Here is a 22,902-nt window from a genome sequence, read left to right on the forward strand (position 1 = left end):
GAGGTTGCAATGAGCGAACGGACCTATTCTCAAGTCAATACAGGAATCAGCGTACGTGAGGCTAGTTTTGTCAGTCCCAGTCAGTTCGAGCAGTTGCTTGCAAGTCCCTCCAGCGAGAGTCGAGAAGGCTTGCTACAAGGGACGCCTTATGCTCTAGATAGCAAAGAGATCAAGGATTTAGCAGCCCTTGAAGCCCGTCTGATGGCAGCCTTGTTGGCAGAATACCAATGGGCTTTTGAGGTAAGCCCTCAGTCAGACCTGGTTAGCCTTTTTACTTTGAAGTACACCTATCATAATCTCAAGGTTTATCTAAAACACAAGGCGACAGAGCGCAAGTTGGGGCACTTATTGATCCCTATCGGTCCTTATTCTCTCGATGTGCTCGAGCATTTGGTGGCGACCTTTTCTGCGGAGCATTGTCCGGCCTTTATGGCGGAAGAAGTGGCTGCAACCTGGCAAGAATTCCAAGACTATCAGGACTTGCGAGTCCTCGAAATTGGGATGGACTTAGCTTATTTTAAACACCTGAGATACTTAGGGGACAGCCTAGATCATCCGATTCTGAAGCAGTTGGTGGACGTGACCATTGACTTTTACAATGCGATTACGGTCAAGCGGGCCTTGGATCAGCAAAAACCGCATAGCTTTATGCACCAATTGCTCTCAGATGAAGGGAGCCTCAGTGCCCATCAGGTGATCGACCTGCTAGAATCCGGTCAGTGGTTGACCTGGTTTTATCAAGTCAATCCGCTAGAGTACGATCTCGCTTTAGAGACTTATGAAGAAAAGATGCGCACCGGTCAACTAAAGACCGTAGAGTTGGAGTATTTAGAGAGTTTGGTGAAATTCAGTCTTCTAGACGCTGGCCGTTTCGAAGTTGATGGACCCCTCCCTCTTGTTCGTTATCTTTACGGAAAAGAGTTAGAGGTGACCAACCTTCGTTTGGTCCTCTCTGGTTTGGACAATGGTTTTCCGCTAGCAGACATCAAAGAAAGGATGAGACCGATTTATGGACAAACAGACCTATAAGATCGCCGTTGTGGGCAATCGGGACGCCATCCTTCCTTTTCGCCTGATTGGCTTTCAAACCTATCCGGTCACAGAGCCACAAGAAGCGATCAATACCTTGCGAAAACTCAGTCGGGAAAACTTCGGGATTATCTACCTGACAGAGGATATTGCTCAGGCCATTCCAGATACAGTGGCTTTTTACGACCAGCAGCTGACTCCGGCTCTGATCCTTATCCCGACCCATAGAGGAACTACGGGACTGGGCCAACAGCGGATTCGTGATAATGTCGAAAAAGCAGTAGGACAGGATATTTTATGAGAACAAATGAATTTGGCCAAGCGATTGGCGATGCACTGCCGGATTTTACACCGGGGCGTCTGCCAGCTATTGAGCGGATCGAAGGTCGCTATACTGTGATCGAGCGCCTCTCAAAAGAAAAACATGGAGCAGATCTTTATCAGGTCTACGGGCCGGACTCTCCAGCAGCGATGTGGACCTTTCTGTTCAAAGGCCCTGCCCGCAATGAAGAGGAGTGGGACCACTTATTAGATGATCTTATGACAGCCCAAGGTCGCTTTTACTATGCGATTGTAGACAAAGATTCAGGCAAGGCTTTGGGGACTTTCTCTCTCATGCGGATCGATCAAGCCAACCGGGTGATCGAAGTCGGAGCAGTGACCTACTCACCAGCGCTCCAAAAGACACGCATGGCTACGGAAGCCCAGTATCTATTAGCGCGCTACGTGTTTGAAGATTTAGGCTACCGCCGCTATGAGTGGAAATGCGATGCCTTAAACCAAGCATCTCGCAAAGCAGCTGAGCGCTTAGGGTTCACCTATGAAGGCTGTTTCCGTCAGGCTGTTGTTTATAAAGGTCGTACCCGCGATACAGACTGGTTGTCTATCATTGACCAAGAATGGCCAGCAATCAAAGAGCGCTTCGAAGCCTGGTTGGATCCAAGCAATTTCGATGCCAATGGCCAACAAAAGCAAGCTCTAAGAGAGATAGCACAAAAGTAAAACAAAGAAACAAAGGATTCCCAGGAGGAATACATGACTCAAGGAAAAATTATCAAAGTTTCCGGTCCCTTGGTGGTCGCATCAGGGATGCAGGAGGCCAATATCCAAGACATTTGCCGGGTCGGCGATCTTGGTTTGATTGGCGAAATTATTGAGATGCGGCGTGACGAAGCCTCTATCCAAGTATACGAAGAAACGTCTGGAGTTGGTCCAGGAGAACCAGTGGTAACAACCGGAGCCCCCCTTTCTGTTGAATTGGGACCAGGCTTGATCTCTCAGATGTTTGATGGGATCCAACGCCCCTTGGAACGTTTCCAAGAAGTCACCGCCAGTGACTTCCTCGTTCGTGGGGTGCAAGTTCCTAATCTCGATCGGGACACCAAATGGGCCTTCGAACCAAGTGTAACAGAAGGAACTGAGGTAGTCGCAGGAGACATCGTCGGTACCGTTCAGGAGACCAATATGGTGGAACACCGCATCATGGTGCCATTTGGAGTCAGTGGACGTGTGACCAAGATCGCAGCAGGTTCTTACACAGTAGAAGAGCCGGTTTATGAGATCGAGCAGGCAGATGGCAGTCTCTTTAGCGGAACCTTGATGCAAAAATGGCCAGTTCGTCGAGGCCGTCCCTTTGCACAAAAACTGATTCCGGTAGAGCCTTTGGTCACAGGTCAACGGGTCATCGATACCTTCTTCCCTGTTACGAAAGGTGGAGCTGCAGCTGTTCCTGGTCCTTTCGGAGCTGGAAAAACCGTTGTGCAACACCAGGTGGCCAAGTTTGCCAATGTAGACATCGTGATTTATGTCGGTTGTGGGGAACGTGGAAATGAAATGACGGACGTTCTGAATGAATTTCCAGAATTGATCGATCCAACAACTGGCCAATCCATCATGCAACGGACTGTTCTGATCGCCAATACTTCGAACATGCCAGTAGCAGCGCGGGAAGCTTCTATCTACACAGGGATCACTATTGCCGAATACTTCCGTGATATGGGCTATTCCGTTGCCATCATGGCTGATTCGACATCGCGCTGGGCTGAAGCCCTCCGTGAAATGTCTGGTCGTCTAGAAGAAATGCCAGGGGATGAAGGCTACCCAGCCTACCTTGGTAGCCGGATCGCCGAATATTACGAGCGTGCAGGTCGGGTCAAGACACTCGGAACCACTGCGCGTGAAGGTTCGATTACCGCTATCGGTGCCGTTTCCCCTCCGGGTGGAGATATTTCAGAACCGGTAACGCAAAATACCTTGCGGATTGTTAAGGTCTTCTGGGGCTTAGATGCTCAGTTGGCGCAACGCCGCCACTTCCCAGCCATCAACTGGTTGAGTTCTTATTCGCTTTACCAAGATGAAGTCGGTCGCTATATCGATCTACATGAACAAATCAGTTGGTCTGAAAAAGTGACCCGCGCTATGAATTTGCTTCAAAAAGAAAGTGAATTGCAAGAAATCGTCCGCTTGGTTGGTCTAGATTCCTTGTCTGAAAAAGACCGCTTGACCATGAATGCGGCTAAGATGATCCGTGAAGACTACCTGCAACAAAACGCCTTTGATGAGGTCGATACCTATACCTCTTTCAGCAAGCAGGTGGCCTTGTTGACCAACATTTTAACCTTTGACCAAGAAAGTCAAAAAGCGTTGGAATTAGGGGCTTACTTCACAGAAATCATGGAAGGAACCGTGGCTCTTCGAGACCGCATTGCCCGGAGCAAGTTCATCCATGAGGACCAGTTGGCAACCATTCAAGCTTTGAAAGAAGAAATCGTAGAAACCCTACACCAAATCGTCGCAAAAGGAGGAGTAGACAATGAGCGTGATTAAAGAATACCGTACTGTCAGCGAAGTTGTTGGCCCCTTGATGATTGTCGATCAGGTCGAAGGGGTTCACTACAATGAACTAGTAGAAATCAAGCTTCATGATGGAACGACCCGTCAGGGACAAGTCCTCGAAGTCCAAGAAGATAAGGCCATGGTCCAGCTCTTTGAAGGATCTAGCGGGATCAACTTGGAAAAAGCCAAGGTCCGCTTTACCGGACGTCCCCTAGAACTTCCTGTGTCTGAAGACATGGTCGGACGCATCTTTAACGGGATGGGGAAACCCATCGATGGCGGTCCAGAGATTATCCCAGAGAAGTACTTGGACATTGATGGACAAGCTATTAACCCTGTTTCGCGGGACTATCCGGATGAATTTATCCAGACAGGAATCTCAGCCATTGACCATTTGAATACCTTGGTTCGGGGCCAAAAACTCCCAGTATTCTCAGGTTCTGGTCTTCCTCACAAGGAGTTGGCGGCTCAGATTGCTCGTCAAGCGACGGTTCTTAATTCGGAAGAAAACTTCGCCGTGGTCTTTGCGGCTATGGGGATTACCTTTGAAGAAGCCGAGTTCTTTATGAACGACCTTCGGGAAACCGGTGCGATTGACCGCTCTGTCCTCTTCATCAACCTAGCTAATGACCCAGCTATCGAACGGATTGCCACTCCTCGGATCGCCTTGACCGCTGCCGAATATTTGGCCTATGAAAAAGACATGCACGTCTTGGTTATCATGACGGATATGACCAACTACTGTGAAGCCCTTCGGGAAGTATCTGCTGCCCGCCGGGAAGTTCCAGGTCGTCGGGGCTATCCAGGTTACCTCTATACTAACCTCTCAACCCTCTACGAACGTGCAGGACGCTTGGTTGGAAAGAAAGGATCTGTGACCCAAATTCCGATCCTCTCCATGCCAGAAGATGACATCACCCACCCCATCCCTGACTTGACAGGCTACATCACCGAAGGTCAGATTATTCTGTCCCGTGATCTCTACAATAGTGGTTACCGCCCACCGATCAATGTTCTTCCATCCCTTTCCCGTTTGAAGGACAAGGGTTCTGGTGAAGGCAAGACTCGGGAAGACCATGCGGCGACCATGAACCAGCTCTTTGCGGCCTACGCCCAAGGAAAACAAGCCAAAGAATTGGCTGTAGTGCTGGGGGAATCCGCCTTGTCCGATACCGACAAGCTCTATGTTAAATTTACGGACCGCTTTGAGCAAGAATACATCAATCAAGGTTTTACCACCAATCGGACGATTGAGGAAAGTTTGGATCTCGGTTGGGAACTCTTATCCATCCTTCCAAGAACAGAGCTTAAACGGATCAAGGATGAGATGATTGACAAGTATCTGCCAAACAAAGAGGATTAGCCTATGGCACGATTAAATGTAAAACCAACTCGGATGGAGCTTAATATTCTCAAAGAGCGCCTCAAGACAGCAACCCGGGGGCACAAGTTGCTCAAGGATAAGCGGGATGAACTCATGCGCCGCTTTATTGAAGCTGTGCGTGAGAATAATCGTCTGCGTCAAAAGGTGGAGGCAGCGCTGGTAGGCAATATGCAAGATTTCGTGATGGCCAAGTCCTTAGAGAGCGACCTCATGGTAGAAGAAATCTTCGCCGTTCCCACTCGAGAAGTGATGCTCCATATCGAGGAAGAAAATGTCATGAGTGTGCGCGTGCCCAAGCTCCATGCCCGTATCGAAAATCCATACGGAGATGATGAAGGAGACGTAGTTTATAGCTACCTCGACTCCAACAGTCAAATGGACAGCACGATCCAAGAAATGGGGGATCTACTCCCTGATTTGCTCAAGTTAGCAGAAATCGAAAAAAGCTGCCAACTTATGGCAGATGAAATCGAGAAAACCCGCCGTCGAGTGAACGGACTCGAGTATGCGACTATCCCAGACCTCAAAGAGACCATCTACTATATCGAAATGAAACTCGAAGAAGCCGAACGCGCCAACCTCGTCAGAATCATGAAGGTCAAATAAGATACAAAGCCCGTAAAATGCAAAGTGAAAATAGGGAGCAGGACAGAAGCACTGTTGTATAGAATGCTTCGTTGTCCTGCCCCCACAAGGCTGATTAGGATTTTTCCGAGCTCTTAAAGCAAGAGAAAAATCCAATCAGCTACTGTGCCTTTGAAGTTAGTACTATTACAGTTTGCGTTTTTCACCCAGCCTTAATGACTTAAAAAAGATAAGAACCTCATCGAGGAACGGCTCCTTGATGAGGTTTTTTGCACCCTGGAACTCTTCTTCCGCCACCCTTTTTTTATGTTACTAGTTTGTAACAATGTGACAAGAAAGACGAAATGTTACAAGAAAAATACAGTTTTGTTAAATAGCCAAAAAGGCCTTTTATTATTTATAAATTGTGATAAGATAGTATAGTAGTTCATTTGTTCAAGAAAATCTTGAGCAAAAAAACAAAGAAAAAAGAGGATAAAAGATGAAATTAAAAGTTAATACGAAAGCCTTGATCGCTTCAACAGTAGCTCTTGCAGTGATTCCATTTACAAAAGCCACTGCAGAAACACTTGAAGATTGGGTAGCTCGCTCAGTAGATGAAATCAAACATGATATCCAACAAAGCGGTGAAAACCAACAAACTTATACCATCAAATATGGTGATACATTGAGTTCGATCGCAGAAGCGCTTGGAATCGATGTTCATGTGTTGGCAAACTTGAACAACATCAGCAACATGGATTTGATCTACCCAGGTACTGTTTTGAAAACAACAGTAAATGATCAAAAAGAAGTAACTTCAGTTGAAATCCAAACTCCTCAAGCAGGTGCGACAGATGCAACCGTTGCAAGTGCTGACTTGACAACAAACCAAGTGACAGTTGATGACCAAACAGTCGCTGTCAACGATTTGTCAAAACCAGTTAACGAAGATAACAAAGCTGTTCCAGTTGCTCCAGCAGCGGAAACTCAAGAAGCTCCTGTAGTTGAAGTACCAGTAGCAGAAACACCAGCACAACCAGCTGTTCCAGAAACACCAAGCTACGGTGCTCCAGCTACCAATGTTGCAACTCAAAACCCAGAAACAGCCCCAGCTTCTGCTCCTGAAGCTCCAGCAACTCAACCAGAAGCTCCTGCTGAAACACCAGCTCCTGCAGACGAAGCTCCGGCAGCACAACCTGCAGCAGCAGAAACTGTCGCAGCACCAGAAGTGCAACCAGTAGCAGAAACCTCAACGAGCGGAAATACGATTCCAAATGATCCACACCTTCAACCTCAAGCGGAAGCTTTCCGTCAAGAAATCGCTGCAAAATTTGGTATCACAAACATTGGTGGTTACCGTGAAGGGGATCCAGACGATCATGGTAAAGGACTTGCAGTGGACGTAATGGTACCAACCAGTTCACAACTCGGGGATCAAGTTGCCCAATATGCTATTGACAACATGGACCGTGCAGGTATCTCATATGTTATCTGGAAACAACAATTCTACATGCCAGTAGACAACATTTACGGACCAGCTAACACTTGGAACCAAATGCCGGACCGTGGTGGAGATACAGCAAACCACTATGACCACGTGCATATCTCATTTAACGGATAATAAAACATTGAACTAGGCCTAGAGCCTAGTTCTTTTTTGTGTGCACAAAAAAAGCCGGAAGACGAATCTTCCAGCCGGACAATGGTTATAAAATATGATCGACTTTTTCCACCTGATAAAGGGCAATCGCCATGATAATGGTTAAGACCAGTAGCATGAGGATAGCTGGTGTCCAAGAGTGGAAGAGAGATTTGCTGTAGCCGAAGAGAATGGGACCAAAGGCTGCAAAGACGTAGCCTCCGGTTTGGGCAAGTCCAGAAAGTTGAGCTGTTTTTTCAGGTGTGCTGGATTTCATAGAGAAAGCGACCATGAGGTAAGGGAAGAGCGAACTAACGGAACTTCCAATTAGGGCATTTAATACCAACCAGTAGAAGAAGTTGCTGGTCGGGATTAAGAGCATGGCTACCCCCAGAATCCCTGCTCCGACAACAATGGCAAGCATCAAGCGTCGATTGCGATCGGATAACCGTGTCGTTAAACTTGGGATCGTCAAGGAGAATGGGAGACTGATCAGGGTAAACACGGAGGCCAGTAGTCCAGATTCAACCTTTGAAAGGCCAGCTTGAACAGCCATGGTCGGAAGCCAAGTCATACTTGTATAGAAAAGTAGTGACTGCAAGCCTCCGAAAATCATGATAGCCCAGACATATTTATTGGTATACCACTTGCTACTAGATTCCGTAGTAGCAGCCTTTTTGAGTCGGTGGTTGTAGCGAAGGTTAGGAATCCAGATAACCAAAGCAAGAGCACACAAGGCTGTCAAGATGTTGACCAAACCTTGCCAAGAAGTGGCTTTGGTGATCGGAACAGCGACAGAAGAGGCGATCGCTGTGGACATCCCCATAGAAGTGATGTACAAAGTGGTCAGAATGCCTAGTTGGCGGGGTCTGTTCGCCTGAATGAGGCTTGGAAGGAGCACATTGAGAAAGGCGATGCCAGCTCCAATCAAGATGGTTCCCAGATAGAGGAAGGGGAGGTTGATAATCCGAATAGCAGATCCGATCGTAATCGCGATCAAAACTAGGAAAAAGAGGCGCTCAATCCCCAACTTTTTAGCAAATTGAATCGCAAAAGGTGAGAAAATGGCAAAGGTGAGAAGTGGTAAGCTAGTCAATAGTCCCAGAGAGCTCACATCTACCCCCAAACCAGCAGCGATGTCAGACAAGACCGTCGGAAGCGTAGTAAATGGTGTTCGTAAAACAATCCCAAGCATAATGATGCCCGGGATGAATAGCATAGAATGTGTTTTTTTCATAAATCCTCCTCAGACAAAAATTCTCTTCATTATAACATAGATTGAGCATAAATTGGAGTATTTGTACAAATGAAGGAGAAGGACCGTAGTTCTCACTGTCGTTCGAACTGCGTCAATGTACCTAAGTTCGTCTACGTCTCTATTGGACTTGACTCACTAAGGTACGTAGAAAAAGCCACCGGTTTTGGTGGCTCTTATAGGGAGATTATTATGAAAAAGTTTAGGATTTTCTATCAAACAAAGTTAGGAGGTCTTTATTTGATGGTTTTATTATAAGGCGGTTTGCTTAAAGAAAACTTAAGAAAAGGCGCTGACCGAAAGAATCGGTCTAAAGTCTGAGACGTCTTTATTCGCTGAAGAAATCAATGCCGGTTTTGTTGAGTTCGTTGACTCGCAACATGAATTTTGTTTTGATTTGAACAAGTGGGCTTCCGAAATTTTCGAGTGCAATCAAACCTTCCAGGGCTTTTAGGACCTGCTTGGCACGATAAACCCCTTCCTTGTCATTTAAGCCAAGGAGGGCATAGACCTGCATAAATTCTAACTGCATGGAAATACTGGTGTTTAAAATCGGTTTGCGCTTGCGAAGCTGGTTAATCGATTGAAGAAAATTCAGAGCTTCTAAGTAGAGTTCTTTTTTAATAAGATAGTTGGCTAGATTTAACAGCAAAGAGGCCAATGCATTGGCAGAGTAGGCAGAATAACTGCTTTCAAAAAGTTCCAAGGATTCCTTTCGAATCTTAGCGACGACTTCATAGGGCAAGACAGATAAAAGGGCAATGGTGAAGTCTTGCTCAATTTCATTTTGATAGGCAAACGGCACTTCTTGAGCGATTCGTTGAATCGAGACAGGTGCGTCTTCCAGGTGGATTTCTTTTCCCATCGCGTTATTGACATTGATTTCAAGCGAGCGCAAATAGAGTTGCCAGAGCTCTTTGTTCTCCTCTGCAACAGGCGATTTTTCGTGCTTTAAGCGCTCAATAATGGACAGAAAATCCATGTTTTCTTGATTGATGTGTTTCATCAAAATAGGACTGAAATTTTGAATGGTTAAGCCAGGATAATGGGACAAAAAGGTGTCCCAATCCACCCCCATAGACAGCAAGAGGCGAGAGAATGTCTCGATGGTTACTCCTTTTTGAGAACGCTCAAATTGGCTGAGGAACTGAGGAGAGACAATGTCTGCAGCGACTTCTTTTAGAGAAAGACCGCGTGCTTCACGAATCTTACGAAATGTTGGACCAAATGGAGAAGATGAGGACATAGGGGGGCTTCCTTTCAATTAGCATACCATTAGTATACCTCAAAAAGGGATGGAATTAAACTCAGAGTTTAATTTTTAACAAAAAAACTAGAAATTATTCGATTTTTAAGAAAAATGAAACTATAGTTTACATGGCCCTTTTTTAGGGAGAGATTTTTGATAAAATAAGGTCAATTCTAGAAGATACGCTTATAACAAAAGGAGATTTACAATGACGACACAAGAAATTTTACAGCTATTAGATGAAAAGCGCGTGCTAACAGCCCCTGCAGCAGTTGCTTGGGATGAAGTTCAGCGCCAACAAAACCGATTAAATAAAGCAGCGAAGAGACTCAATGGGCCAATCACGGTCACACTGGCCCTCAATCTTCTTTTTGCCTTTACGATTTTTCTCTTAGAACAAAGTCACCTGATGCACGGTTTTCTACTGATGCTCGGATTGATGGGTGGGTTGATTGCGATCAAATATTTTGTATTTGTAGCCCCAGCCAAGCAGGCTCTTGCCAATGCCCAGGCCCTTTATAACCAGGAAATCAGCCAACCAGCCTACCAACAAGGGATGCAAGGTTTCCCACAAAAATTTTATAATTACCACGACCTCTTCCGACTATATAACTTAATCGCAGAAGGCCGTGCCTCTACCTTGCCTGAAGCCTACAATCTGCTTGAAATGCAACAATTCCAAGAAACGCAAGTGAATCTGCAAGAGGAGGCCAATGCCCTACAAGCCGATATCGCACGTAGCTCAAGGGTCAGTGCCGTTGCTAATGTAGTCACTGCTTACAATACTTATCGCATCCACAAAGATATGTGATGTCAAAAAGATAAAAGATGAAAAAACCTCCCAAGAGTCATGATCGAAAATCAGAGCTCTCGTGGAGATTATTTTGTTGTCCTGTAAAAAGTAGTTCCGCACGGCATCCATGTACTCAAGTTCACTAACGTATTAAGGATCGTAGTTCTCACTATCGTTCGAACTGCGTCAACGTACCTAAACTCGCTGATGCTCGTAAAGGTACGTAGAAAAAGCCACCGGTTTTGGTGGCTCTTATAGGGAGATTATTATGAAAAAGTTTAGGATTTTCTATCAAACAAAGTTAGGAGGTCTTCATTTGATGGTTTTATTATAAGGCTGATTTCTTAAAGAAAACTTAAGAAAAGACGCTGTTTATAAGAATCGGTCTTAGGTCTGATATTTTTTTACAACAGAAACTATTTAGATTTTTTTCTAAATAGAGTTGACAAAACCATATTCCAGATATACAATCTATTTAGAAAGATTTCTAAATAGAATAGAGGAGATAGAGAATGAATTTTGCGCAAACATTTAAAGCTTTATCGAATCCGATAAGAAGAAGTATCTTAGAACTGCTAAAGGCGGGGAAATTATCTGCGGGAGATATCGCTGGCCACTTTTATGTAGCAGGAGCGACCATTTCTCATCATTTAAGCCTCCTCAAGCAGGCAGATTTAATTCGAGAGGAAAAAGAGAAGAATTTTATCTACTATGAACTCAATACTTCTGTCTTGGAGGATTTAATGGTCTGGCTCGTTGATTTGAAAGGAGACTCTACTGATGAAAACGAATAAAAAACTATTGCTATTGACTTCTATGGTGATCCTTTTCCCCATGCTTTGGGGGCTGATGATTTGGTCGCAATTGCCTAACCAAATCCCGATTCACTTCAATTTTGCTGGCCAGGCCAATAACTTCCAATCGAAACCCCTGGTTGTGTTTGGTCTTCCTATTTTCGATCTCATGGTGCATCTGTTTGTGATCTTTATGATCGGACGTGATCCTAAGAATAGCGCTATGAATGAAAAAATGATCAGAGCGATTTACTGGTTGACCCCAATCGTTTCCTTAAGTACCTCCTATCTCATCTATAGCAAAGCGCTAGGTTCTACTACCAATCCATCTGTTTTTGTTTCGGTGTTGCTGGGTCTTATCTTTGTGATCATGGGCAATTACATGCCTAAGTTGAAAGTGAATCACACGGTTGGAATCCGTCTGCCTTGGACCTTGCAGAGTGAAGATAACTGGCACAAAACCCATCGCTTGGCAGGGAAGTTGTGGGTCCTCGGAGGTTTGATCCTCCTACTGGAAGCAGGCCTTCAATTCGCGCTTTCTTATGTACTGGTGCTGGTCATCCTCGCCATTGTGGTTATCCCTATGGTGTACTCATATCAATTAAGTCGGAAAAATCGTTAGTATAAAAAACAACCAGAGAAAAACTAGTTGGTAACTGATTCTTTTCCGGTTGTTTTTGCTTGTTTTCATAAGAATACGCTCTTATGCCGATAGCAATTCAGGTCAACAGTTTGGTAGATGTTTCCTCTTGCTGGAATGTCTAGAATATGCATTAATTTGCCTTCCAATTACGAAAATAGACTTTTTGCCCAATTAGTTGAGATTTTGTTCTCCACTAATACTTTTTCCTGCCATATTCCAGAATATTGTATTCCCTCGTTTTTAGCAGAATTTCTATGATTACCACATAGATTTTCAGGCCTTAATGCAGGGATTTCTTTCCAAACACTCCGGCTTTTTCCTCTCATGGTTAATACCCTCTTCTCATCAAAATCAAATGTTCCATAACCTTTATAATTAGATGAAAATGCTAATTTATCACTGGGCATATACAACATATTTGATTTAGCATTGATCAGATGATTGTTAGAGTGAGGATGAAAAGAATAACTTTTTTTCAATATATCTTGATTATTTGTTAGATCACCAATTTGCAAATAACCATAAATAGTATTTAAATCAGGTGAACCTTTTTTAAAATGTAGTGTTCCATTCTGAATATCTCCTTCGGTTTGTCTAAACCAACCAAAAAATAGGAAAAGATCCCCAACCGCAACATTTTGGTTTCGTAGTAAACCTTGCGAACTATTAATCTGTCCAAATGCAGGTTTCCAGTCAGAGACAGGCACATTTCTCAGACCTTCTCTTATATCAGGGTCAAGATGGCAGTTATAATGATTAGTCTTATCTTCAGTTCCTCTCAATTGTCTTAAAATATTTGAGAAACTAACCCCGTTATAGTTTAAGTCATCAAAAGATAAGTTATCAAACTTCCCAGGTATTGGTAATGATAATAAGGTTCCGTCAGGTAAGATTGGGCTTGGAATTCCTCCATTAGATGAATCAAACCCTTTTCTAGATAAAATAATTTTCATAGTTTATTTCCTTTTATGTAGAATGGATGGTATGGTAAATCAATAATTTTGTTTTGTGATCCTAGTAAATTCTCAGCAAAATTTGCTAACTCTAGAGTATCCATAAATCGATCATTTGAATTATAAAAACCATTTTTTGCATTCCATCGCGGAAATGGTTTGCCATTTAGTCTAGCTCGGCTTCCCATAGGAAAAAAGGAAAGGATTTCCTTAGGTATTTCAAGAGGAGATTTTCCAAAATAGCTAAAACGGTCTGCGAGAATAACCACCTCATTCATAAAATGAGTATTATGCAATCCATCATGCTCAATCATCCATTGATAAGTATACGAATCCCGCCGATTTTCTGACTTTGGAGATCTTAAATATTCTCCCATAGTCATAATTTCACTAATTTTAGCCACAAAAATTAAATGATTGTATTTGGGGGTAATAAAGGTGCCTTGGTCATCTTTCCACTGTTGACCATCTTTCGAATGGCCAGCTATCGCCATTATGTATGCATCCACTTCATTATTATTAATTTTATCGGCCCAGTTCTTCTTAATGTTTCTTCTTAACTGCTGCATACAACCACCTTCACTTAGAAGCTGAGGTGTTTTATCATAATTTTCAGTAAAAACACAAGGATTTATACCATAATCATGGGTCATCCTATAACAATAAACAATAGTTTGTTTTTTCATAATAATCTATTTTCTCCTAAATAAAATCTATAATTTACCTAGTGCAAGTATTGTCAATGTAGGGAATTTTTCAAAGACAAAAGATAAAAAACTCTAGAATTACATTTTTTATATAGATAGATTTTTTACGGGTAAATCATTTAGTTGTTCAATTTCTTTAAAATTATATTTGGCTAGGGTTTCGTTTAACATGATAGGAAACAGTTTGCAAAGCGCGTTTACATTGGCCAAACAACCTTGGCAACTATAGTCTTCACTGTTCAAAAAATCTTGGATCAGTGACACAATCCCATATCTTTTTCTATCTGGATAAATACGGCAAGCGAGTTCCAGAGAATCGATATAAGTATTTTCTAATGGCAGGTAATGACAATTTTTTAGTTTTTCTTGAAGAAACTTCATCTCAAAAGTTATATTGTGAGCAATAAGTACACTATCTTGAACAAAATCTAAAAAGTCTTGTAGTACTTCTGGTAATGATTTTGAATTCATTATATCTTCATCTGTAATATTGGTAATTTTTTTTATAAAATCACTGAGAGGTTGAGAAGGAGTAATATACTCATTGAAACTATCAATTTTCTCTCCCTTTTCAATTTTTACGGCGCTAATTTGAATAAGCTCATCTTTAGTAGCTTTTAATCCGGTTGTTTCTATATCGAATACAATATATGATAAAGATTCAAAAGATTGATGTTGTCCTTGATAAACAATTTGCATTTCTTTCATGATCCAAACTCCTTAAGTAAAGGTAAAATATTAATTAAATTTTTTCTAAAAGCATTAGTGAGAAACTCACTATGTGTTAATTATATCAGATCAGATAGACAATAGTTGTCCTTTTTAATTGTCAAGATTGTAAAAAACAAATTTTGTAAGGTTTGTTAGTATGTTATAATTTTTAATATGTGGGGTAATCAATATGAATGATCAAGGAAGAATTCTTAATATATTTTTACGTTTGTTTTTTGGAGAGAAATTACAAAAGAAATCTCTAGCAGATGAATTTGAAGTTAATGAACGAACAATACAAAGAGATTTATCATTTTTGAGATATTTTGTGTCTGTTCATTCAAGTATTTTAGGTAATCTTGTTTACAATAGAGATATAAAAAAATATTCAATAGATCGACCATCAACTATAGAAAAGCAAGAAGTACTGTTTATATCTAAAATATTGTTGGAAAACAGAGCATTAAATAAAAATGAATTTAATAGAGTGATAAATAGTTTATTAAACACACTCTCAATAGATGATAAAAAATTAATCGAATCAGTTATAGCTAGCGAAAAATTAAATTACGAGCCAATCTCTGACAAGCAAGATCGTATAGTTAAAACATGGGAGCTCTCAGAAAAGATTATTTATGAACAAGTAATTGAATTAGAATATAAAAGTCCCTATACGGATGTTGTAAAAAAGCACATCGTTTTCCCAGTCTCAATGTATTATGATTTTCACTATTTCTATTTAGTTGCATATCACCTTAAGCACGAAACATATACAACGTTTAAAATTGATCGTATCAAAAGATGGAAATTAAGCGATAGTAAGAAACCAAATATACCCCATCGCAATAAGTTTCGGGATGGAGATGTGAGAAACATGAAAGTTGATGCATTTTCAGGATCTCTCATAAAAATCAGGCTCAAGTTTAATAATGATCCCTCTATTGTTCTGGATCAATTTCCCAATACAAAAATTGTAAGTCAAGAAGAAAATCAGACAGTTATGGAGATTGAAACGCAATATACTCCAGGTCTGAAAAGGTGGCTACTAAGTCAGGGAGATAGTTTGGTGATCACTAAACCTCAAAAATTAGTAGATGATTTAAAACAAACAATCAACAATATGTTAGATCAGTATAGAAAGTGAACTAATCATTAATATATATTAGTTTTTTTCAAAGAGTTATCCGATTCTCCTTTTAAGAAAGTTTATTTTATGTATGATTTATAAAAAAACAACCAGAGAAGAACTAGTTGGGAACTGTTTCTTTTCCGGTTGTTTTTGTTTGTTCATCGTTTCAAATTCAAAATTTTCAGGAAAACACTTGTTTTTCGGAAAGTTTTAAAAATAGTATGATGGAAATGGTTACAATGGCTTCATGAATTTTTTAAAAGATACGTAATTTGCTAATATTTAGTGTTATAATGATCAATAGAAAGAGGATAAAAAATGTGAGGAATAGACGTAAGTTACAAATGAGAACAGCAAGAGAACAACTTTACAGTGAAAAAAAGAGTTTATGTAAATTAGCTAATACGTACATTGGGAAATTGGGTGTAATTGAGAGTTCTTCTAAACTATTTCAGATATATAGTCCGTGGGTTGACAAAAATGTAGATCTGCTAATTGAAAATTTTTTTAAGTCTTTGAAAAATGACAGTACTACATTTTCTTGGTTAAATATTGAGGAAAATTTGCCCAATAGTACTGAAAAGAGTATTAGATATGGTATTCCAAATCATATAAGAGGAAATATTGATGAAGCAACACTCTTTCTTTGTTTAGTTAATCCTAATATTGCAAAGGTCAAAACAAATCGATCAAGTGGTATTCTCACATATTACAAAAATGCAAGAGAATTAGAAACCAAAGATGATTCTCTAAAAATTATTGATTCGGATGAGAATTTATTGAAGGATGATCAATATTTGAAGAAGCATATTGTGGATGTTGAGGATACTAGTAGTATTCTCTATAATGAGTTAAAAATCGTAAGAAAAAGTAAGTTGAAAGAAAATGGTTATTATTTAAGTCATTATTTACCACATTTTTTAATGGAGTCTTTAGACAAGAAAGGATCTCTAAAAAAACTGATACAAACGCTTGATGTTGATGAATGGGAGTACTTAGAAATAATATCGAAGAAAATAGCTAATATTGAAGCATTTCCTTTTAGAAGTCAGAATCCAAATTATATTAGTGGCCCTCGAGGAGAAGGAAATTTTACAAATCAACTGGTCAATTCCGATTCGAAGGTCAGCTTGTTAAGTGCAAGAATTATTATTTGGCGAGTAGTCAATCATATACTAACTTCTAAAAATAAACCTATTTTTATTTTTAGAAGATTTAATACGTTCTGGTTACCATCTCTATCAAAGGTTTTAAAATATGATCTGGGTTTAACGTCAGAAGAAATAGATAATATCCTGTATGATTTACATGAAGATTATTTTATAACTGTTAGAAAAAAAGAATATAATGGACAAAGTGGTTATTTTGGAAGAAATTTTTGTAAAAACAATTTAAGACTAAGTGATAATGAATTCAAGGATCTGGTTGAAACCACTTTAGGAAAGTATCAAAAAGATAACAATTTGTAATTGTTTAAATATTTTTTGGAAAGTTAAGGATGTCATAAATTTTTAACAAAAATAAGATGTTCTATCCATTGAAAAAAGAAATTCAATTTACTAGGAGATTATTATGACCAAAAATATTCTACATGCAGCAGGTATCCATAAAAGTAAAAATGAACTATCAAAAATTACTGCTAATGCACTTTTTAATTTTATGAGGGAGTATTCTTATTTAGAGAATATTCTACTTAATATGTATATTTGTCCGAGATATTATCCAGAGGAAGTCGAATATTTAGATCTAAAATATAACTCAGAACCTTTAACTGAATGGTATATCCCTATGACATGTTTTTGTGATATACCGTTACACCAAATTAGTTATCATGCTGAGGGTAACCCTTTGGATCCTAATGATTTGGGCTATGGGAAGTTTTCAATAGCATTTCACAAAGAATTTGGTATAAAGAAAGGTATTCAACCTATCCATTATTTAAACGAGAATTCAATTAATGTGAAAGACCTAAGTAGTACAATGAATTTTCTGATTGACCAATATTCTTATGAAACAAGTGAAAATGTTGATGTTAGTGTTTTAACAAATTTTATTTTTGAATATATTAGAATAATTAAACCATATTGTGGAGTGATGAAACGTAAAGATCATAATAACAAGACAATAAAGGTTAAGAAAAATTTTCAAGATGAACATGAGTGGAGATATATCCCAAATATTAATCAAGCCGAACTACCTTTAATGCTTGTTGATGAGAATGATAAAAAAGCAGAAGAACTGAGCCATATTTATACTGATAGTATTCTGAATACAAAAGAAGGAGTTTTGAAATTTGAAGTTGAGGATATAAGATATATATTTGTAGATAGTGTTCAGAATAGGGATAGATTAATTAACTTTATTAGAAGAAAAAAGAAGGGGAGGAGACTTTCTTTACAAGAAAAAGATATTTTAATCTCTAAAATAATGGTTTTTGATGAATTAAAGGAGGATTGGTAAATGATTAATTCAAAATTTCAATCAGTCTTTTCAAAAAGTGATTCTAGGAAAATTAAGGCTCCAAGTGCTTTAAGAAAGCATTTAAACGAAAATGCCCCCGAAGGTTATTCATATGAATTACTTGAGGGCAGCAAAGATATATACGTTTTACGGCCTAAAAGTAATAAAGAAAAAAATAGCTTTCAAATAAGAATAAAGTTTCCATTAATATTTGAAGGTATAGAAATTAAAAGTATCGAAGAATTACTTGAAGCTATGTACCGAACACAAAAATGTTTTAAATTAGATGAAGAATTACAAAATGATCCTCCAACCATTATTCATATAGGTGGTGATAAGATTCTTAATCAATTTATTGCTTCAACAGAAGAATTTCCTGAATTACCTTCTTTGAAAATTAAAGTGGGAGGAAATGAAGTTGAGGTCCCTATTAAAAGGATTCCATATCCAAGTCTTGATGTATTAAAAATAGTTTCAGATAAGAACAGTCTTTTCAAAGTAGAAATGCTGATTAATGAAAGTTCAAGTGTAATGGAACTTACTGTGAACTTAAATTATGATATCATTGAAACTGTAGATCAATATTTCGATAATTTTGGGTATATTAGTTCTTTTAATAAAGAAGGTGTAACTATATTTGGTAAAGTTTTTCTTCCAGAAAAACATCAAACAAATGTATTTGAAAAAAACAACGAATTCTTAAATGCGTTAAGAAAACTACAAGAATATTTTGGAATTAAGTTTAATTTTCCCCATGAATTAGAGAAGGATGACATTTATTATACTCAAATACTATTTGAATCTTTTGTAAATAACAGAATGGTCTCCATTGGAAATAATGATCAAGTTAGTTTTCTATTTGAAAAAGAAAAATTTGATTTTAGTAACCCTTATTTAGAAAAAGATAAAGAACTAGGTGTGGTTCTTCATAATGAATTATCACTAGAGTTGTTTGGTACAAATATCAAAATAATGGAGTACAAAGTTTATCCTCGAATGAATTTTGAAAAAATAATAACTGAGAATGAAGAAGTGAGAGTTATATTTAATCTACCTCCTAATAGCAGATATTATATAAGATACTACCCTGATTCAATAAGTGAAGATGAAACAAAAGAAATTGACAACTTATTATTTGAGTTGACTAAAACTGCAATTGAAATTGAAAGAATCCACTTCTCTTAAAATGTAACCAGCGTGTAATAATGGATTATTTTATATAGTCTGATACGGTTGAAATCATTTTAATTATCTATAACAAACAGAAATGTAAATTTCCCTTTTTTAATGAAACTTATTTAAATTTTATGAAATAATAGCGCAGAAATTAGCTATTGAAAGTTGATATAAAGTTATTCTTTAACTGTATGAGATTTAACCTTGTCAAACCAGGCTTGAAAAAAGCTCGTAAAGCATCACAATTCTCAAAACGTTAATCAATACGATACTATCAACGTTTACAGACATTCAAGAATTTTCTCTTGGATGTCTTTTTTGTATAAAAAATAGTTATTTTTCGGAAAGTTAGCTATTAATATTTATCAATGATAAAAATAGCATGTTTTAAGGGACTGACCCCAAAAAGTGAGAATTTAATAAAAAGACTTGACATAATTCGTTTACAATGGTAAACTTATTTTGAACATATTTGTTTACATTTGTAAACAATGAGGAGGAAAGGAAAATGAGTACAATAGAACTTAATACTTATATCACAGATGCAGAATGGGAAGTCATGCGTGTAGTTTGGGCAAATGATCGAGTAACTAGTAAAAAAGTCATTTCCGTATTGCAAGAAAAAATGGACTGGACACAATCCACTATCAAAACGATCTTAGGTCGATTAGTTGGAAAAGGCGTACTAAATACAGAGCATGAAGGTAGAAAGTTTATTTACACTGCCAATATTGAAGAGACAGAAGCCGTAAGGGATTATGCAGAAGATATTTTTAACCGTATTTGCAATAAGAAAGTCGGAAATGTAATAGGAAGCATCATTGAAGATCATGTTTTAAGCTTCGATGATATAGATCGACTAGAAAAAATATTAGAGATGAAAAAATCTTTCGCAGTAGAAGAAGTGGATTGCACTTGTTCAGAAGGACAATGCGAATGTCATTTACATCATCATTAAGCATAAGGAGGAATTTAAAATGAATAATGACAACAAATATTCGTCCCATAATCACTGCGGGCACTGTGGGCATGATCACAGCGAGCACAGTGGGCATAATCACAGCGGGCACAGTGGACATGATCACAGCGTGCACAGTGGGCATAATCACAGCGGACACAGTGGGCATGACCACCATCATCACGGAAGCTTTAAGGAACTTTTCTTAAAGTCATTGCCACTAGGAATCATTATTATGTTCTTTTCCCCTTTGCATGGATTTAAACTACCATTCCAGTTTACTTTTCCATATTCTGATATTGTAGTAGCTATTTTATCTACTATATTAATTATTTATGGCGGACGTCCATTCTATCAAGGTGCAGTTGACGAATTTAAACAAAAAAAACCTGGAATGATGGCACTCGTTTCTTTAGGTATAAGTGTTTCATATTTATACAGTATTTATGCTGTGATCATTACCTACGTAACGGGTGAACACGTGATGGACTTTTTCTTTGAATTTGCTTCATTACTATTAATCATGCTATTAGGTCACTGGATTGAGATGAAAGCTATTGGAGAAGCAGGAGACGCACAAGCAGCATTGGCTAAGTTAGTGCCGAAAGATGCTCACGTTGTACTAGAAGACGATTCAATTGAAACACGACCAGTTGCTGACTTACAGGTAGGTGATTTAATTCGTGTTCAAGCCGGAGAAAATGTGCCAGCAGACGGGATTATCGAGCGTGGCGAATCACGTTTAAATGAAGCTCTTCTAACTGGGGAGTCAAAAGCAGTAAAAAAAGGCCCTGGCGATGAAGTAATCGGGGGCTCAACAAATGGAGAAGGGGTTCTTTATATTAAAGTGCTTGAGACAGGTGATCAATCCTTTATCTCTCAAGTACAGAATTTAATCAGCCAAGCTCAAAGTCAGCCTTCCAGGGCAGAAAATATTGCGCAAAAGGTTGCAGGGTGGCTCTTCTATATTGCTGTTATTGTCGCGCTAATTGCTTTTGTAGTGTGGATGATTATTGGAGATATCCCAACGGCAGTTATATTTACTATTACTACATTAGTTATTGCTTGTCCGCACGCATTGGGTCTGGCTATTCCATTGGTAACCGCCCGTAGCACAAGCTTAGGAGCTAGCCGTGGCTTACTAGTAAAAGACCGCCAAGCCTTAGAAATAGCTCAAGATGCAGATGTGATGATTTTAGATAAAACGGGTACTTTAACAACTGGTGAATTTAAAGTATTAGATGTAAAACTTCTTAATGACAAATATACAAAAGAGGAAATCATTGCCTTATTGGCAGGTATTGAAGGAGGATCTAGCCACCCAATTGCTCAATCAATTGTAAGTTTCGCCGAGCAGCAAAATATACGTCCAGCATCTTTTGATTCGATTGATGTGATTTCCGGTTCTGGAGTAGAGGGTAAAGCAGGTGGGCACCGTTACCAATTAATCAGTCAAAAAGCCTATGGACGTAATCTTGATATGGATACTCCAAAAGGAGCAACACTTAGTGTCTTAGTAGAAAACGATGATGCCATTGGTGCTGTAGCTTTAGGGGACGAATTAAAACCAACAAGTAAAGAGTTAATTAAAGCTCTTAAAAAGAACAATATTCGACCAATTATGGCAACAGGTGATAATGAAAAAGCGGCTCAAGGCGCGGCAGCAGATTTAGGGATTGAATATAGATCAAATCAATCTCCACAAGACAAATATGAGTTAGTTAAAACACTTAAAGATGAAGGAAAGAAAGTTATCATGGTAGGTGATGGTGTAAATGATGCTCCTTCTCTTGCCTTAGCAGATGTTGGTATAGCTATAGGTGCTGGAACTCAAGTTGCGTTGGATTCAGCTGATGTCATATTGACTCAATCCGATCCAGGAGATATTGGATCATTCATTGATTTAGCACACAAAACAACTCGTAAAATGAAACAAAACCTATTTTGGGGAGCTGGTTATAACTTTATAGCTATCCCTCTAGCTGCAGGAATTTTGGCTCCTATTGGTATCACATTAAGCCCTGCATTAGGAGCAATCCTAATGTCTGTGTCAACAGTCATCGTCGCCATTAATGCTATGTTATTAAGTTTAGATCCAAAAAATAACGGTTAACAGATCGAATGATTGAAACTCCTTAAAGTATCAAGATACAATAGTTTTACAGGAGAAAAAGAGATGTAAGTACTGGCTCTTTGTGAAATCGTGTTGGTAGAAGTAGACGATTTTTCTACCAACACGATTTTTAATTTATTATAGAACTGATTTCTTTTAAAATCCTAAAAGCCACCTATTTCGACAGTTTTATAGCTTGTTATTCTATTTTCTTGACAATAATACCACCGTCTCCACACGTTTTTTAACCATAAAAAGACACCTCCATGAGCATTTGATTATATTGTACCAAATCCAACTTGGAGATGTTTTTATTTAATTCTCATTTACGGGGGTCAGTGCCAATTAAAATTGCGTATTTTTTATTTAAAATGTATTAGAATTAAATTCATATAAAATATGCACGAAAAATAAATCAAAATTAAAAAGTACAAATTAATGAAGTGATTATTGATAAAAATAGTTAATAATTGGTTAAACAAAATATATAACTCGTTTATAAATTTA

Annotated in this window: 21 protein-coding genes; 16 read left to right on the forward strand and 5 right to left on the reverse strand. The window is 38.9% G+C overall.

The features are described 5' to 3' along the window. The first annotated feature begins 9 nt into the window (after nucleotides 1-9). From O3605_RS04135 to O3605_RS04165, 7 genes are all read left to right on the forward strand, one after another. Nucleotides 10-1,029 carry a V-type ATPase subunit gene (locus O3605_RS04135; protein WP_070506097.1) on the forward strand — a complete coding sequence of 340 codons (1,020 nt, stop codon included), beginning with the start codon at nucleotides 10-12 and terminating at the stop codon, nucleotides 1,027-1,029. Further along, the gene (locus tag O3605_RS04140) at nucleotides 1,010-1,330 is read left to right on the forward strand and encodes a V-type ATP synthase subunit F (RefSeq protein WP_003009443.1); all 321 of its coding nucleotides are present in this window, start codon (nucleotides 1,010-1,012) and stop codon (nucleotides 1,328-1,330) included. Before O3605_RS04135 ends, O3605_RS04140 begins: the two co-directional genes overlap by 20 nt. Then, nucleotides 1,327-2,031, forward strand: coding sequence for a GNAT family N-acetyltransferase (locus O3605_RS04145; protein WP_070506098.1), 705 nt, complete (start codon nucleotides 1,327-1,329; stop codon nucleotides 2,029-2,031). Before O3605_RS04140 ends, O3605_RS04145 begins: the two co-directional genes overlap by 4 nt. A gap of 33 nt (nucleotides 2,032-2,064) precedes the next feature. After that, complete coding sequence (locus O3605_RS04150) at nucleotides 2,065-3,855, forward strand: V-type ATP synthase subunit A (RefSeq protein WP_156671609.1); 1,791 nt, start codon at nucleotides 2,065-2,067, stop codon at nucleotides 3,853-3,855. Continuing rightward, entirely contained in the window at nucleotides 3,842-5,227 is a 1,386-nt protein-coding gene (locus tag O3605_RS04155) for a V-type ATP synthase subunit B (RefSeq protein ID WP_003002370.1), read from the forward strand. The genes O3605_RS04150 and O3605_RS04155 overlap by 14 nt, the downstream gene beginning before the upstream one ends. A 3-nt stretch (nucleotides 5,228-5,230) precedes the next feature. After that, nucleotides 5,231-5,854: a V-type ATP synthase subunit D gene (locus O3605_RS04160; RefSeq protein WP_049475240.1), complete on the forward strand. Its 624-nt coding sequence runs from the start codon at nucleotides 5,231-5,233 to the stop codon at nucleotides 5,852-5,854. Nucleotides 5,855-6,314: 460 nt separating this feature from the next. After that, the gene (locus O3605_RS04165; RefSeq protein WP_049475241.1) at nucleotides 6,315-7,436 is read left to right on the forward strand and encodes a LysM peptidoglycan-binding domain-containing protein; all 1,122 of its coding nucleotides are present in this window, start codon (nucleotides 6,315-6,317) and stop codon (nucleotides 7,434-7,436) included. A gap of 85 nt (nucleotides 7,437-7,521) precedes the next feature. On the opposite strand, the gene O3605_RS04170 is transcribed toward O3605_RS04165, so the two are convergent. After that, the gene (locus tag O3605_RS04170) at nucleotides 7,522-8,691 is read right to left on the reverse strand and encodes a CynX/NimT family MFS transporter (RefSeq protein WP_049475242.1); all 1,170 of its coding nucleotides are present in this window, start codon (nucleotides 8,689-8,691) and stop codon (nucleotides 7,522-7,524) included. 346 nt (nucleotides 8,692-9,037) lie between these two features. Beyond that, nucleotides 9,038-9,955, reverse strand: coding sequence for a helix-turn-helix domain-containing protein (locus O3605_RS04175; RefSeq protein ID WP_003015436.1), 918 nt, complete (start codon nucleotides 9,953-9,955; stop codon nucleotides 9,038-9,040). Between the two features lie 211 nt (nucleotides 9,956-10,166). Between O3605_RS04175 and O3605_RS04180 the strand changes: the two genes are divergently transcribed. The 3 genes from O3605_RS04180 to O3605_RS04190 all read left to right on the forward strand — a co-directional run bounded on the left by O3605_RS04180 (nucleotide 10,167) and on the right by O3605_RS04190 (nucleotide 12,167). After that, on the forward strand, nucleotides 10,167-10,769 hold the full coding sequence (locus O3605_RS04180; RefSeq protein ID WP_049486045.1) for a hypothetical protein: 603 nt from the start codon (nucleotides 10,167-10,169) through the stop codon (nucleotides 10,767-10,769). Between the two features lie 494 nt (nucleotides 10,770-11,263). Beyond that, the gene (locus O3605_RS04185; protein WP_371495647.1) at nucleotides 11,264-11,545 is read left to right on the forward strand and encodes an autorepressor SdpR family transcription factor; all 282 of its coding nucleotides are present in this window, start codon (nucleotides 11,264-11,266) and stop codon (nucleotides 11,543-11,545) included. After that, nucleotides 11,532-12,167 carry an SdpI family protein gene (locus O3605_RS04190; protein ID WP_371585304.1) on the forward strand — a complete coding sequence of 212 codons (636 nt, stop codon included), beginning with the start codon at nucleotides 11,532-11,534 and terminating at the stop codon, nucleotides 12,165-12,167. Before O3605_RS04185 ends, O3605_RS04190 begins: the two co-directional genes overlap by 14 nt. A gap of 167 nt (nucleotides 12,168-12,334) precedes the next feature. On the opposite strand, the gene O3605_RS04195 is transcribed toward O3605_RS04190, so the two are convergent. From O3605_RS04195 to O3605_RS04205, 3 genes are all read right to left on the reverse strand, one after another. Beyond that, nucleotides 12,335-13,141, reverse strand: a complete 807-nt coding sequence (locus O3605_RS04195) for an Nmad3 family putative nucleotide modification protein (protein ID WP_371585305.1) — start codon at nucleotides 13,139-13,141, stop codon at nucleotides 12,335-12,337. Continuing rightward, nucleotides 13,138-13,827: a hypothetical protein gene (locus O3605_RS04200; RefSeq protein WP_023920118.1), complete on the reverse strand. Its 690-nt coding sequence runs from the start codon at nucleotides 13,825-13,827 to the stop codon at nucleotides 13,138-13,140. The genes O3605_RS04195 and O3605_RS04200 overlap by 4 nt, the downstream gene beginning before the upstream one ends. A 108-nt stretch (nucleotides 13,828-13,935) precedes the next feature. Then, complete coding sequence (locus O3605_RS04205) at nucleotides 13,936-14,556, reverse strand: 3'-5' exonuclease (protein WP_371585306.1); 621 nt, start codon at nucleotides 14,554-14,556, stop codon at nucleotides 13,936-13,938. Between the two features lie 193 nt (nucleotides 14,557-14,749). On the opposite strand from O3605_RS04205, the gene O3605_RS04210 reads away from it, so the two are divergent. The 6 genes from O3605_RS04210 to O3605_RS04235 all read left to right on the forward strand — a co-directional run bounded on the left by O3605_RS04210 (nucleotide 14,750) and on the right by O3605_RS04235 (nucleotide 22,395). Then, on the forward strand, nucleotides 14,750-15,703 hold the full coding sequence (locus tag O3605_RS04210; RefSeq protein WP_371585307.1) for a helix-turn-helix transcriptional regulator: 954 nt from the start codon (nucleotides 14,750-14,752) through the stop codon (nucleotides 15,701-15,703). A 329-nt stretch (nucleotides 15,704-16,032) separates the two neighbouring features. After that, nucleotides 16,033-17,157, forward strand: a complete 1,125-nt coding sequence (locus tag O3605_RS04215) for a hypothetical protein (RefSeq protein ID WP_371585308.1) — start codon at nucleotides 16,033-16,035, stop codon at nucleotides 17,155-17,157. A gap of 103 nt (nucleotides 17,158-17,260) precedes the next feature. Beyond that, nucleotides 17,261-18,148 (forward strand): abortive phage resistance protein AbiGI, encoded by an 888-nt coding sequence (abiGI, locus tag O3605_RS04220; protein WP_371585309.1) that lies wholly within the window; start codon nucleotides 17,261-17,263, stop codon nucleotides 18,146-18,148. Further along, entirely contained in the window at nucleotides 18,149-19,333 is a 1,185-nt protein-coding gene (locus O3605_RS04225; RefSeq protein ID WP_371585310.1) for an abortive infection system toxin AbiGii family protein, read from the forward strand. It begins immediately after the preceding gene. Nucleotides 19,334-19,832: 499 nt separating this feature from the next. Next, the gene (locus O3605_RS04230; protein ID WP_371585312.1) at nucleotides 19,833-20,282 is read left to right on the forward strand and encodes a CopY/TcrY family copper transport repressor; all 450 of its coding nucleotides are present in this window, start codon (nucleotides 19,833-19,835) and stop codon (nucleotides 20,280-20,282) included. Nucleotides 20,283-20,301: 19 nt separating this feature from the next. After that, complete coding sequence (locus tag O3605_RS04235; protein ID WP_371585314.1) at nucleotides 20,302-22,395, forward strand: heavy metal translocating P-type ATPase; 2,094 nt, start codon at nucleotides 20,302-20,304, stop codon at nucleotides 22,393-22,395. Nucleotides 22,396-22,902 lie beyond the last annotated feature (507 nt).

It is taken from the genome of Streptococcus sp. 27098_8_99 (genome assembly GCF_041431935.1).
In the GTDB taxonomy this organism is placed as follows: Bacteria; Bacillota; Bacilli; order Lactobacillales; family Streptococcaceae; genus Streptococcus; species Streptococcus parasanguinis_D.